The 13814-nt window shown below is 64.9% G+C and carries 11 protein-coding genes and 1 pseudogene; 4 read left to right on the top strand and 8 right to left on the bottom strand.

Going from position 1 to position 13814, the window contains the following annotated elements:
* Nucleotides 1-381 precede the first annotated feature (381 nt).
* The 3 genes from ilvC to B1400_RS02315 form a co-directional block, all read right to left on the bottom strand.
* On the bottom strand, nucleotides 382-1443 hold the full coding sequence (gene ilvC / locus B1400_RS02320; RefSeq protein ID WP_026644820.1) for a ketol-acid reductoisomerase: 1062 nt from the start codon (nucleotides 1441-1443) through the stop codon (nucleotides 382-384).
* Nucleotides 1444-1618: 175 nt separating this feature from the next.
* Nucleotides 1619-1810: a hypothetical protein gene (locus tag B1400_RS09460; RefSeq protein ID WP_101671378.1), complete on the bottom strand. Its 192-nt coding sequence runs from the start codon at nucleotides 1808-1810 to the stop codon at nucleotides 1619-1621.
* Nucleotides 1811-1856: 46 nt separating this feature from the next.
* Complete coding sequence (locus B1400_RS02315) at nucleotides 1857-3230, bottom strand: MFS transporter (protein ID WP_235607272.1); 1374 nt, start codon at nucleotides 3228-3230, stop codon at nucleotides 1857-1859.
* A gap of 506 nt (nucleotides 3231-3736) precedes the next feature.
* On the opposite strand from B1400_RS02315, the gene B1400_RS09455 reads away from it, so the two are divergent.
* Nucleotides 3737-4159, top strand: coding sequence for a hypothetical protein (locus B1400_RS09455; RefSeq protein WP_133064587.1), 423 nt, complete (start codon nucleotides 3737-3739; stop codon nucleotides 4157-4159).
* A 130-nt stretch (nucleotides 4160-4289) separates the two neighbouring features.
* Here the strand turns inward: B1400_RS09455 and B1400_RS02310 are convergent, their stop codons facing one another.
* Complete coding sequence (locus B1400_RS02310) at nucleotides 4290-5858, bottom strand: MFS transporter (RefSeq protein ID WP_095612846.1); 1569 nt, start codon at nucleotides 5856-5858, stop codon at nucleotides 4290-4292.
* A gap of 177 nt (nucleotides 5859-6035) precedes the next feature.
* Between B1400_RS02310 and B1400_RS02305 the strand changes: the two genes are divergently transcribed.
* Nucleotides 6036-6326, top strand: coding sequence for a type II toxin-antitoxin system RelB/DinJ family antitoxin (locus tag B1400_RS02305; RefSeq protein ID WP_095612845.1), 291 nt, complete (start codon nucleotides 6036-6038; stop codon nucleotides 6324-6326).
* Nucleotides 6319-6744 (top strand): PIN domain-containing protein, encoded by a 426-nt coding sequence (locus B1400_RS02300; RefSeq protein ID WP_095612844.1) that lies wholly within the window; start codon nucleotides 6319-6321, stop codon nucleotides 6742-6744. Before B1400_RS02305 ends, B1400_RS02300 begins: the two co-directional genes overlap by 8 nt.
* A gap of 82 nt (nucleotides 6745-6826) precedes the next feature.
* Here the strand turns inward: B1400_RS02300 and B1400_RS10085 are convergent.
* Nucleotides 6827-8373: pseudogene (locus B1400_RS10085) on the bottom strand (MFS transporter).
* 43 nt (nucleotides 8374-8416) lie between these two features.
* Nucleotides 8417-9940 (bottom strand): sucrose phosphorylase, encoded by a 1524-nt coding sequence (gene gtfA / locus B1400_RS02290; RefSeq protein ID WP_095612843.1) that lies wholly within the window; start codon nucleotides 9938-9940, stop codon nucleotides 8417-8419.
* Between the two features lie 356 nt (nucleotides 9941-10296).
* On the opposite strand from gtfA, the gene B1400_RS02285 reads away from it, so the two are divergent.
* Nucleotides 10297-11304 (top strand): LacI family DNA-binding transcriptional regulator, encoded by a 1008-nt coding sequence (locus B1400_RS02285; RefSeq protein ID WP_095612842.1) that lies wholly within the window; start codon nucleotides 10297-10299, stop codon nucleotides 11302-11304.
* 124 nt (nucleotides 11305-11428) lie between these two features.
* On the opposite strand, the gene B1400_RS02280 is transcribed toward B1400_RS02285, so the two are convergent.
* A complete protein-coding gene (locus B1400_RS02280; RefSeq protein WP_095612841.1) occupies nucleotides 11429-12694 on the bottom strand; it encodes an ABC transporter substrate-binding protein in 1266 nt (421 codons plus the stop codon).
* Nucleotides 12695-12933: 239 nt separating this feature from the next.
* A complete protein-coding gene (locus tag B1400_RS02275; protein ID WP_095612912.1) occupies nucleotides 12934-13710 on the bottom strand; it encodes an ABC transporter ATP-binding protein in 777 nt (258 codons plus the stop codon).
* Nucleotides 13711-13814 lie beyond the last annotated feature (104 nt).

Here is a 13814-nt window from a genome sequence, read left to right as displayed (position 1 = left end):
GATCATCGACATCATTGCAATTCCACACATACCACGTCAGCGTATCACCAACCGTCCCGATCCGTCGACCCGGGTCGACGAAGCCACCCGCCAACGCGCCTGTTCGCGTCCCGATCCGTCGACATGGCCGACGAAGCCACCCGCTGCGGTCCGATCCGTCGACTGAAGCCGATGTTTCCACCCGTGAACGCGCCCGCTTGCGTCCCGGTTCGTCGGCTTGGCCGACGAAGTCACCCGCAAAGGCACCCGTTCGCGCCCCGCTTCGTCGACCTAGCTGACGAGTCGGGACGCAGACGACAAAAACGGGGCGCAGTTCGTGATGGACTGCGCCCCGTCGTAGCGGTGCGATTCGGCCGGGCGTCACCGCGCCGGCCGATTCAATCACTCAGCGTCCTGAACCTGGGCGCGGGCGATCTTGCCGGTGAAGGAGTTGGCCTCGTCGGCGTCCTTCGCGGCCTCGTTGTTCCAGGAGAACATCGCGCGCAGCTTCGGGCCGACCTCTTCGATGCGGACGTTCGAGTACTCCTCCTGGAGCTGCTTGAACTTCGGGGCGCCGGCAGCCTGATCGTCCATGAACTCCTTCGCGAAGGAGCCGTCCTGGATGCGCTTGAGGTGGTACTCCATGCGCTCACGGGCATGCTCGTCGATGACGGTGTTGACGTAGTCGCCGTACTGGGCGGTGTCGGAGCAGGACCAACGATCCTTGTTCAGGCCGCCTTCGTTCATCAGGTCGACGATCATCTTGAGCTCGTGGCAGACCTCGAAGTAGGCGATCTCCGGCTGGTAGCCGGCGTCGGTGAGAACCTCGAAGCCCATCTCGACGAGCTTGTTGACGCCGCCGAGGAGCACGTTCTGCTCGCCGAAGAGATCGGTCTCGGTCTCCTCCTTGAAGGTCGTCTTGATGGCGCCGGCGCGCAGCGCGCCGAGTGCCTTGGCGTAGGCGAGGGCGAGATCCCAGCCGTCGCCGCGCGGATCCTGCTCGACGGCGGTCACTACCGGGACGCCGCGGCCGGCCGCGTACTCACGGCGGACGATGTGGCCCGGGCCCTTCGGCGCGACCATGAAGACCGGATGGTCCTCGGACGGCTTGATGTAGCCGTAGTTGATGTTGAAGCCGTGCGCGAAGGCCAGTGCGGCGCCTTCCTTGATGTTCGGCTCGATGTCGTTGTCCCAGATGGCCTTCTGATACTGGTCGGGAGCCAGGATCATGATGACGTCGGCCTCCGCGGCAGCCTCCGGAACGCTCTTGACCTCAAGGCCTTGGTCCTTCGCGAACTGTACGGACTTCGAGTTCGGGCGCAGGCCGACGACGACGTCCACACCGGAATCACGCAGGTTGAGCGCGTGAGCGTGGCCCTGCGAGCCGTAACCGATGATCGCGACCTTCTTGCCGTCGAGCACCGAGAGATCGCCGTCGTCTTCGTACCAGATCTGTGCTGCCATATTGGCACACTCCTTTGTTGTCTTTTGCTGCGCACCGCGGGCATTGTAGTGGTCCGCGACGCCTATGTTGTTCTTGTGCCTGATTCATGAACCGCGCGTCCCATGGTCCGGAACGGCCGATCCACGTAGGCAGGCTTCCCGCCGTGTCGGAGATTTTGTCTCCAAAACTGAGTCCTCATATTACCGAAATCCGCAAGCGTCTCCTTGCCAAGTCCATCTTTTGGATACCGTTGGCGTCTCGTTTTGGAATACGCGCGGTTTCTTCTGGAAAATAGCGCCAATCCACCATCGCTTGCCGGAAATCAGCAATATGTTTCGTCCATATAATGGACGTCTTGTTCTTCTGTGCGGCCTGCGGCGCCGCCAAGCCTCTCCTTACCTGACGCATCGCTCATTGACGGATCACCCGCGAGTCACCGCATGTAATCCACGTCCTTGGTCTCATGGCATGTCAGGATCGCCGCAAGGCAGCCCAACGCCATGACGCCCAGATACAGACCAACCGAGCCGACGCCCCAATGCGACGAGAGCCATGTGGCCACCGACGGCACGAACGCCGCGCCGACGATCGCCGCGAGATTGTAGCCGATACCGGATCCGGTGTAGCGCACATTGACGCTGAACAGCTCAGGCAGCAGCGCGCCGATCGGCCCGAACGCGATGCCCATCAACGCAAATCCAAGGCACAGGAACAGCATCGCGGCAGCCGTGTTGTGCACACCGACGACGGCTTTGTTCATCAGCAGTGGGAACACCGCCGCGAACACGACCAGCGCGACCGACGACCCGATGATCACACGGCGACGCCCCAGACGATCCGCGAACACGCATGAAAGCACGATGAACACGGCGAACACGCATACCGAGGCCATCAGCATCGTCATGTACTCCTGCGTGGAGAAACCAAGGCCGCCACCGCCCTGCGCTTCCGTTTTCGTGGCCCATGCAAGCGACCATGTGGCGAGTGTGTAGAACAGCGTGTAGGTGACGGCGACAAGGAAGGTCGCCTGCAGCACCTGCCGCCAGCTCGTACGGAACACCTCGACGGCCGGAGCCTTGACGACGCGCTGGCTTTGCTGCGCGGCGCGGAACGCCGGCGTCTCCTCCATATGGACACGCACGAGCAGTCCCACGACCACCAGCAGCGACGACAGCAGGAACGGCACGCGCCATCCCCATGCGAGCATCGCCGCGTCATCGTTGAACATCTCAAGCACCACGTAGGTGCCGTTGCACAGGAAGAAGCCGATCGGCGCGCCGAGTTCGGGGAACGAACCATAGAGCGCGCGCTTGTCGGCAGGTGCGTTCTCGGTGGCCACGAGCGCGGCGCCGGACCATTCGCCGCCGAGACCGATGCCCTGCACGAAGCGGCACACGCACAGCATGATCACCGCCCATACGCCCCACATGTCATATCCTGGCAGGCAGCCGATGAGGAACGTGGCCACGCCCATCGTCATCAGCGAGACGACGAGCGTCGCCTTGCGTCCGATCGAGTCGCCGAAATGCCCGAAGATCAACGAGCCGACCGGGCGCGCGAGGAACGCGACGGCGAACGTGACGAGCGAGAGCAGCAGCGCGACGGTCGGGTTCGTCCGGTCGGAGAAGAACACGCGCGGAAAGTAGTTCGCGGCGGCCGTGCCGTACGCGTAGAAATCGTAGAATTCAATCGTCGTGCCCACCATGGATGCGGCGATGATCGTGCCCACCGACGAGCGCGCTGCGCGCGACGCCGGACGGGCGAGAGTGGCTGCGGCGGATTCCGCCTCTGTTTCGGCTGCGGTCATGAAAACCTCCTGATAGTTTGCCTGCATTCATGCCTTGGGGCGCAAACGCAAAAACCCCGCGCATATGGCGGGGCCCGAGGTAGTTCACGATCCGTCCCCGCCACCATCGGCGGGGCTGGATTCAGATATACGAATCAGCTCGCCGATGGCGAGATAATAATTCGTACGATCTGCAGTCGTGCGACCATGGTCTCACTCATCGCGAGCCTCCTTTCCGCGTATCCGTTTGCACTGTTGTGCACGGCGCGCGCTTGCCGCGGTGCCGTGTTGGGCTAGAACCTACTCCCCGCCTTGCGACCAATCGGACACAGTGTCCATATAGTGAGATTTACGACTTTGGACAGCAGGCTAATATACGACTTTCCCGATCTCAGTGCACAAACATAACCAGCCGTATCGCCCAACGGTATCATCGACACTCACGACCGGGGCCGCACACGCACCATGGCTCCTTGTGTCGCCGTATTACTCGCAATCTGGTCCGCCATCACGCTTGGCCGAGCTTCATGAACACCCAGACGAGGATCATTGCCGTTCTTGCTCTCATTACCCATAGTTCCCTCAGCACTCGGCGTCACGCACGCATGCGCACGCCCTCTCCTTGCGCCGAATCGCAGGTTCTTCGCCATTCGTGCGTTGCCATACGCATCGCGGGGCACTTCGAAGCCCCTGGCAGGAAGGACAACCCCTATATAATCTCGCTGTACGCCGCGGGCGGCAACGTCGTATTCCGCATCACCGATACGCCCAAAAACACGGTGCCCGGGTCATCACACCAATATGGGCGCTCCTCCGGGCTCGCACGGCATCAACAACAGCTTGAGCGCATTGGCGGCACAGTCACCATCAGCGATGATCACAATCTGTTTTCCGCCACCTACACACTGCCGACGTGCGCCCCCAGTGACTTCAGCCGCGGCAAGCGCTGAGTCGGCCCATATTTCGACGCCGCTCCGTTCGCAGGAACATCAGCACCATGGCTCCAAACGATCGGCGGCGTTCACTATGCCTGCACAACGAACACAGCGAACGCCGCCTTACCTATCAATGCCTCACCTATCAGCGTTTGGACGAGTACGCGATCGCGGCGGCGCCGCACGCGCCGGCGCACGCGAACATGATCGCCGCCCACAGGAAGACGCTCGAGAAGGCGGTCGCATAGGCGAAGACGAACCCGCCGACGGCGGCGCCGAGCAGACGTCCCACCGTCGCGCTCGTGTTGAACACGGCGAGGTATCCGGCGGCGCGGTCGAGTTGCGGCACCGAAGCCACGGCGAGCGACCGCAGCGCGTCGTCGACCATATGGACGGCGAATCCGCCGATGCCGGCGAACACGTACAATCCGGCGGTCGTGTAGCTGACGAGCGGCACGACGGCGGCCACGATCGCCAATGCGACGCCGATCATCAGCACAAGCCGACCGTTGTCGAACGATGCGCGCAGCAGATCGGTGACGCCTTCGCTCAACAGCGCCATCGCGCATGCCAGCAGACCCATGAGCGCGACCATCGTCATCGTCGCACGCAGGTCGAGGCCGGCATCGACACCACGGCGGTACCGCACGACGAACCAGACATAGGCGACCGCGAGCATGACGCCGGCGGACGCGAACAGCCGCATCAGGCAGATCGTGCGCCATATGGCCGTCGGGTGGTCGACACGCAGCGTGACGAGCAGATCGGCGGTCTCCATCGGCTTCGCGCGCGAATAGACCGTCGAGGATTCGCGGGGGACGACGAGTAGCCCCAGAATGCCGGCGGCGAGCACGCCGACGGCGCACAGGTCCATGCCGACGCCCGGCTCGGACGCCATCAGCACGCCGAACCAGATGCCGAACACGAGGCCCGCGAGCACGCCCACCGTGCGCCACATGCCGACGGCGTCACGGAACTTGTCGGGCACGCGTTCGCCGATCGACGCGTGCAACGAGCACAGCATCGCCGCCAGACCGATCTGCAGCAGCGCCCAGACGATGCCGACCGCGACCGGCGTATGGCAGGCGCTCAGCGAGAACGCGAAGATGACGGCGACGAGAGTACCGCCGGCGAACCATGGAGCGCGCCTGCCAAGGGGCGTGCGCGTGTGGTCGGACAGCGGCAGGAAGAAGATCGTCGCGACGAGCGAGCACAGGATGCCCACGCCGAGCACCCAGGACAGCGCGACGGCGCCGCCAACCGGGCCGCCCAACACATCAAGCTCCTGCGGCACGAGCGTGATGTTGAGCGCGGCGAGCGCGAACGCGAGGAAGAACGCCGTGCACGCGAAGCCGATCTTCATGCGCAGCACCTCCGCCTTCGTCGGACGGTAGCCGTTCGCATCCACCATCGGGTCGCGCATGTCGAGGAACGCGGATTCTAGGTCTGGCACCGGCTCGTCGGCGCCGCCGACCGGAACATTGACGCCCATCGCGGCGGCCTGCACCTCCGGCTGGTCGGCGGCCGCCGGCGGCGTCTTCGGCTTCTGGCGCACGGCGAGTCGTGCGACGGCCGCCTTGTCCTCGTCGGTGAGCGCCTTGTCGAGATCCGGGCGGTCGTCGATGCCCGGACGCACATAATCGGAATTCGGGAACGGACGCGGCGCGGGACGCCCGGCGCCGTCCGCATCCTGCTGTGGAGACTGATCGTTCATAAGCACAACGATAACCGCAGCCGCGCGGCGCCCGACACGTTACCGCCGTGCGCGCAGACGAATTCACGCATCCGGAGCGCACAGGCTGCAGTATGTCGTTCGATACTATAGATAGTAGAATTATCTACAGTAGATAGATTGGTGCATATACCCAAGAAACGACCGAAAGGAGCGACGATGGCCACATCGACCGTCAGCGCAAGCGTGGACGCCACGACGAAGGCGATTGCGAACGCACGGATCCGCGAAGCCGGGACGACACCGAACCAAGTCATCCGCGACCTGTGGGCGCATATCGCCGACACCGGCGAGATTCCTGCGTACGATGCGTCGGAGTCGCGGCGCTCCCGCAAGCTGATCGCGCTGAAGAAACTGGAGTCGCTGCGCGCGCAGACGCCCTCCGGCACCGCATTGGCGGCGATGTCCGACGACGAGGTGCGCGAAACGTTGAGGAACCGTCATGCCTAATGCGCCGCGCCTGCTGCTCGACACCAACATCCTGCTCGATTACGTGGTGCCGGACCGTCCCCATTCCGAGGCCGCGGCGACGCTCGTGCAGCTGGCCGCGCACGGGCATGCCAGGATCTGCGTAACGCCGGGTTCGCTGAAGGATCTGTATTACATCGCCGGCAAATCCATCGGCGAGCTGCTCACCCGCCAGTACATCGAGGCCTTCCTCGACCTGTTCGTCGTGCTGACGGTGGATCAGGAGCTCTGTGCGCTGGCGATTCGCTCGGACGAGCCCGATTTCGAGGACGGACTCGTCCGGGCGGCCGCCGAAGTCCATCACATCGACTTCATCATCACCCGCGACCGCGCCGCATTCCAACGGTCCACCGTGCGCTCGATGAGCTCCGACGAATACGTGCGCCTTTTCGCGCGGTGAGCATGACGCACTCCATCGATGCGAACAAGGCCGGCGACGTGGACGTCGCCGGCCTTGGCGATGTGATGATGAAAGGAACGCGTCACTTGACGTTGCGGATGCGCATGATGAACGCGGCCGCGATGAGCACGATGACGATCGCGACGACGAACACCCACGCATAGGCGGCCGCCGGCGTGCCCGACGCATGCATCGCCGATTTCGCGATCGAGACGACGATCGACGTCATCATCGTGCCGATGACCGTCGAAAGCGTGTTCGCGAGGTTGAGGATGCCCAGATCCTTGCCAGCCTCCTTCGGATTCGGCAGCACGGCCACGTTGAGCGCCTGGTCGATCGCGTTGTAGACGCCGTAGCCGAGGCCGGCGATCGCGGCGAACAGATACATGCCCATCGGAGAGCGGAACAGCAGCGGCATCGCGGCGCCGACGGCGAACAGGCAGCTCGCGAGCGCGACCGGCAGCTTGCGCCTGCCGATGCGGTCGGTGATCGGCCCGGCGGCGACCGCGGCGATCAGCGAGACGACGAGCGTGATGACGCCCATCGTCGCGATGATCGCGGCGGCCTTGTCGATGGCGTGCGGGTCGCCGGCGTAGATGTAGTCCTGCGCGATGCACAGCTGGTAGGTCGTGATCATCCAGTAGCCGCCCATCATCAACGTGCGGCCGACGAGCGCGTAGTAGAAGTCGGGCGCGTGACGCGGCGGGCGGAAGTCGCGCAGGATCGCCTTCGCGCTCATCGCCTCGCCGTCCGCCTCGAATTTGCTCGATTTCTCGCACGGCCATACGACGACGAAGATGCCGACGAGCGAGAAGATGGCGAGGCCCATCATCCACGCCTGGAAGATGCCCGATGCGCCGTGCGTGAGGAACGCGGCGCCGACGACCGAGCCGAGCGTCTGGCCGACGGCGACGTACGGCGCGAGCATCATGTTGGCGCGAGCATCATGTTGTAGCCCATCTGCGCGAGGCACCACAGCGTCACGATGAGCGCCTCGGAACGCGTGAACGCGATCGCCCCGATGCTCAGGCCGGTGATGAGGCCGCCGAGCACGATCCACGGCGTGCGCTTGCCGAAGCGCGAACGCGTCTGGTCGGAGAGCGCGCCGAAGACGATGTTCGCGATGAGGGCGACGAACGCGCCGATCGAGTTGACGAGGCCGAGCATGAACACCTTGCTGCCGGCGTCGATCTGCTCGAACACGCGCGGCAGGATGACGGTGCTCAACGCGACCCACGGGATTGCGCAGGCGATCGCGGACACCGTGAAACCGACGCCGAGCCGCACGATCTCCGTCTTCGTCGGACGGTGGCCGTCGGCCGAGACCATCGGATCGCGCATGTCCATGAACGCGGAGTCCTCGTCCGGCACCGCCGTGTCGACGGCGGCGAGCGCGGCCATGCCGGAGCCGGGGACCTGCGAATCGGTGGCGAGCTTGACGCCCTGCGTCTGCTCATCGTCGACGCTGCGCTCGGCGGCGCGTCTCTTCGGCATCGGCGCGGTCAGACGCGCGATGTTCTCCTTGTCTTCGGGGCTCAGCGCCTTGTCCAGGTTGGGTCGGTCGTCGATGCCCGGACGGACGTAGCCGTTGCCGACCGGCTTGCCGCCGGCGCCCGGCTCGTCCACCATGATCTGCCTCTTTCCGTTTCGTTGTTCGTCCGCTGCGGACCGCTCAGCCCATGCGCGCAATCGGCGGGTTCGCGATCAGGTCGTCGCTGACGTGTTCGCCGGCGGCGTCCTTCCATGCGAGCGTCGCCACCGGCTGCATGTTGTCGACGCCGATGCCCTTCGACGGCGTGAAGCTCAGCGTCGCCGACGTCTCGCCATCGTTCCACGTGAAACTCATCGTCGCGCCGTCGTCGCTCGTCATATAGCTGAAGTCGCCGTCGAAGGCCGGCAGTTCGTTGCGGAAACGCGCGAGCGCGTTGAGCGCCTGCACGACCGGACGCTCGAGATTCTCGTCGATCTCGGCGGTCGTGTAGTAGTGGCGGTTGATGTCGCGGCCGACGTTCGTGCGCTTGAGCAACGCCATGTCGTTCCTGCCGGCGAGCGCGCCGACGTAGTACACCTGCGGCACGCCGGGCAGGAAGAACTGCACTGCGCGCGCGGCGATGTAGTGCTGGTCGTTGCAGCCGAGCGCCGAATAGTAGGTGGAGTTCACCTGATAGAGGTCGAGGTTCGACGCGGCGGCGCCGGTCGCCTCCTTCGACTCGCCGTGCGTGTTCCTCGCGATCGTCTCGACCATCGCGTCGACGTCCTCGTCGGGGACGAGCCCTTTGAGCGAGCGGTCGAGCTGGTCGGAGCCGATGTCGATGACGCCGATGCCGTCATGCGTGTCGAGGACGGTGACGGCGTTGTTCGGGCGGATCTCGGTCCAGCGTGCGAGCGCGTCGACGTCGCCGGTGAACAGCGAGTGCAGCAGCAGCGGCGGCAGCGCGAAGTCGTAGACGCGGTCCACCTTCGCGGCGATCTCCACCTGCTTCTTGTAGTACGAGTGGACTTCGATGAGGATCTCGAGGCCGCGCTTGGCGCCCTCCTCGCGCAGCCGGGAGATCAGACCGAAGGTCTTCGGCGTCATGAAGCAGCTCGTGCCGGCCTCCTTCGCGCCGTAGCCGACGGCGTCGAGGCGGATGTACTTGACATGCGACTTGCCCATCTGGTCGAAGATCGACATCAGGTATTCCCAGCCTTCGGCGGAATCGGTGTCGATGTCCACCTGCTGCGGCGTGAACGTGACCCAGACGAGTCGCGTCTTGCCGGCGAAGCTGTAGTGCGTGAACGGCAGGCCCGGGCGCGGGCGGTAGATGCCGGCGAGCTCCTCCTCGGTCGCGCCGTCCGGGAACACCGAGCTCATCGTCAGGAACATCGGATAGTACTCGGATTCCTCGCCGCGCTTGAGCACGTCCTGGAACTGGCGAGACTGCCAGCTCATATGGTTGACGATCGCGTCGACCATGATGTCGTGCGTCTTCGCGAGTTCGGCGATGTCGTCCCAGTCGCCGAGACGCGGGTCGACCTTCGTGTGGTCGATCGGGTCGAAGCCGGCGTCGGCGCCGTCGAACGGCGTGAAGAACGGCAGGATGTGCACGCCTTCGTAGACGCCGTCGAAGCGGGTGCGCAGGATGTCGGTCAGCGAGGCGAGGTTGCCGTCGCCGAGACGATTCGCGTAGGTGATGAGCTGGACCTTGTTCTTCACGGGTTCCTCCTCGTCGAGTCGGGTATGGTCGGTCAATCACACCGTTGGGATCAATCGGTCGGGCCGAAGCCCGGGACCGGATCGATGGTGTTGTATCGAACCGGTTCGATACCGATGATTATGGCACCGACGCGGCGACCGCGCAACACGGCCTCCCCTTCGGCGTGTCAAACCGGTTCGATAACCACCGGACGCCCCGGGGAACGCGGCCGCCGGGGCCATGCCGCGTTCGACGCCGACGCGCGCCACCTCTACAATGGAATCGTCAAACCGGTTCGACACATGCGGGCGCCCCCAGCGGATACATATCGGACCGGCGGCGGCAACACCATGGCACACCACGACAGGAGGCACGGATGGTCGGCATGCGCGACGTCGCGAAACGCGCGGGAGTCTCGGTGAGCAGCGTCTCACTCGTCATCAACGGCACCGGATACGTGTCGCAGGACATGCGCGCGAAGGTCGAGCAGGCGATGCGCGAACTCAACTACGTCCCCAACGAGCTCGCCCGCCACTTCTACCACGGCAGGACCGGCATCGTCGGCGTCATCGTCCCGACGATCCGCCATCCGTTCTTCGCGACGCTCACGTCGCAGCTGCAGCGCGAGCTCTCCGCACGCGGATTGCGCACGATGCTGTGCTCGACCGTCGACGCCGAAGGAGGCGAGGCGCAGTATGTCGACATGCTGCGCCAGCGCAGCCTCGACGCGCTCGTCGTCGCCGCGCATACGACGCACGACCCCGACTACTGGGCGTCGATCGGCCGACCGGTCGTCGCCTTCGACCGCGATCTCGGGGCCGGCATCGACCAGGTGGACTCGGACCACCGCCGCGGCGGCGCGCTCATCGCCGATCTGCTGACGCGCACCGGCGCCCGCGACGTCGCCATCGTCGGCGGTCCCCGCAGGCAGTTCACCGACCTCGACGACACCGGCACGACGTTCCCGACGGTGCGCTACGTGCAGACGTTGGAGGAACGGCTCGACGGCGCCGGCATCCGGCATCACTACATCGAGTCGGGCGATGTGTCCGACCTCGAGGGCGTGCGCCGCGCCGTGCACGACGCGTTCGACGCCCATCCACGGCTCGATGCGTTCGTCGGCGCCGACGTCGCCGCCGCATATGCGGTGCAGGAGGCGACGCTGCGCGGCATCGCCGTGCCGGGGCGCCTGCAGGTCGTCGCCTATGACGGGACGACGGTCGCCGATTGCGCGGGGCTGCCGCTGACCGTGGTCCGTCAGGACTTCGCCGCGATCGCGCGCGCGATCGCCGACGACGTCGAGGAGCAGATCGACGAGTCCCCACGCGGGGCGCGTGCGACGATCGTTCCGGTCGCGCTGCACGAGCGTTCCACGACGCGCTGAGCGTGCGCAGGCCCGCACACGGCGCCGGGACGAAACAGCGGGCCACCCGCTATGGGTGGCCCACTGCCGAGAGTCGCTCGGATGAGCGGTGGGTCCGTCCCGTGCCGGACCCACGTATGGTGTGTCACTCGCTCGGCACGTCGCCGCTCTGCATCGCCTGGAACACGTTGACGTTCTTGTCGTCGTATTCGTAGATGCCGATGTTCGCGGAGCTCGGATCGTTGTTCTTGTTGAATGCGCCGATGCCGGTCTTACCCGAGTACTGGATCTTCTTCTTGTCCTTGATGAGCGCCTTGCAGGCCTTGAAGCTGTCGCACTTCTCGCCGCCGTCCGCGCCGGAGACCGACGCGAGGTTCTTCTGGATCGTCTCCCCGCTTGCGCTGCCGCCCTGTTCCGCGGCGAGCGCCGAGAGGATCACCGCGTCGTACGTCTCCGCCGCGTACGTCGTGTCGGAGACCTCGGTGCCGGTGCCCTTGAGCGCCGCGAGGAACGCGTCGTCGACGTGGGCGCCGGGGATCGTGCCCTTCGACCCCTTGAGCAGCCCGGCGTCGTAGGTCTTCGAATAGTCGACGGTGTTGCCGTCGACGAGGTAGAGCCTGTGCGTGTCCACGCCGGCCGAGGCGAGCGATTTGATGAGCGGCGTCGCCTGGTCGTACGAGATGATGAGCGTCGCGTCGGCGCCGGAGGCCTTGATCGCCGATGCGATGGATGAGTAGTTCGTCTCCGCGGGATCGAACGCGTCCTGTTCGCCGTAGACGACGTCGACGCCGGCGAGTTTGAGCTTTCCGAGGATGATGTCGCGCATGCCGGTGCCGTATTCGTCGTTGAAGCATGCGATCGCGAGCTTCTTGACGCCATCACCTGCGATGAGGTCGCCCATGACGGCGCCCTGCACCGCGTCCGGCGCGACGGTGCGGAAGAAGTACGGATCCATGCCGGAGAGCGTCATCGACGTGGACGCCATCGAGATGACCGGGATCTTCTCGGCGACGATGCTCTTGTAGACGTTCTTGACGACGCCCGACGCGGCCGGCCCGATGACGACCGACGGATGCTTCGCGAGCACCGATTGCGCGGCCGACGTGTTCTGGTCGGCGTGCTCGCCGTCCGACGTGTCCGCCTCGACCTCGGTCACATCCTTGCCGAGGACGCCGCCGGCCGCGTTGATGTCGTTCACGGCGAGTTTGATCGCGGCCACCTCCGGGGGCGCCAGATAGGCGAGCGTTCCGGTGAGCGGCAGCAGCGCGCCGACGACCATGCCGTTCCCGTCGGCCGCCGCGCTCGCGTCGGAGGCGCCCGACGAGCCGCCGCATCCGGACAATGCGAGCGTCGCCGCCGCGACGAACGCCGTCATCACCATTGCCTGCTTGCGTATGTTGTGCAGTCGCATACGAATCACTTCTCTTCCTCTTGTCTTCCTCTTGCCGGACGGACGGCAGCCGCCGTCATCGTCGTTGCATGTGTTGCATCATTGTTCTTATCATCGGATGTTCAATTATTTCTCTTATATTATATTTAATTATAAGCACTCGTTGACGGTTGTGTTACTTGCATATTTCGCAGACAATTTCAACAATTGGTTGACGATGCTTCAATTATTATCTTTGCAACCGTTCCATCGAAGGATGCTCATTGCCCCGCCTTTTCGACCTCCTCCTCGAGGTTGCCGAGATACAGGTTGATGACCTTCGGGTCGTTCATCAGGTCGCGCCCGCGACCCGAGTACGCATTGCGCCCCTGATCGAGCACGTAGCCGCGGTCGCAGATCTGCAGGCAGCGACGCGCGTTCTGCTCGACGATGACGACCGAAACGCCGGCCTTGTTGACCTGGCGCACGCGGATGAACGTCTCGTCCTGCATCATCGGCGACAGACCCGCGCTCGGCTCGTCGAGCAGCAGCACCGACGGCTGCATCATCAGCGCGCGGCCCATCGCGACCATCTGCCGTTCGCCGCCGGAGAGCTGCCCGGCGAGCTGGTTGCGCCGCTCGCCGAGCTTCGGGAAGATCGAGCAGACGTACTCGAAGCGTTCATCGAACTTCTTCGGCGCCTGGTACGCACCCATACGCATGTTCTCGGCGATCGTCAGGCTCGGGAACACGTTCTCGGTCTGCGGCACGAAGCCGACGCCCTTCGCGACGAGCTTGTCGGCGCGCAGGTTCGTGATGTCGCGCCCACGCAACATGAGCCTGCCCGCATGGATGCGCACGAGCCCGAACAGTGATTTGAGGAGCGTCGACTTGCCCGCGCCGTTCGGCCCGATGATGCCGACTATCTCGCCGTCATGCAGCGTGAGCGACGCGCCGTCGAGGATGTTGACGCCGGGAAGGTACCCGGCGACGAGGTTGTCCGCGTCGAGCAGCGGCTCGCCCTCCGGCTCGCCGACGTGGACCTCGGCGCGGCTCATCGGCCGCGGCGCGTCGGCGGTGCCGTCGAGCCCGTAGATATCCGTTCCGCCCTCTGTTTCACGTGCAACCTTCCTGCCGTGACGCTTGCCGGCCTTCCTGTCCG

The sequence above is a fragment of the Bifidobacterium italicum genome (genome assembly GCF_002286915.1).
Taxonomy (GTDB): domain Bacteria; phylum Actinomycetota; class Actinomycetes; order Actinomycetales; family Bifidobacteriaceae; genus Bifidobacterium; species Bifidobacterium italicum.
Note: the sequence above shows the minus strand (reverse complement) of the source record. Positions and strands in the feature narration are given on the sequence as shown.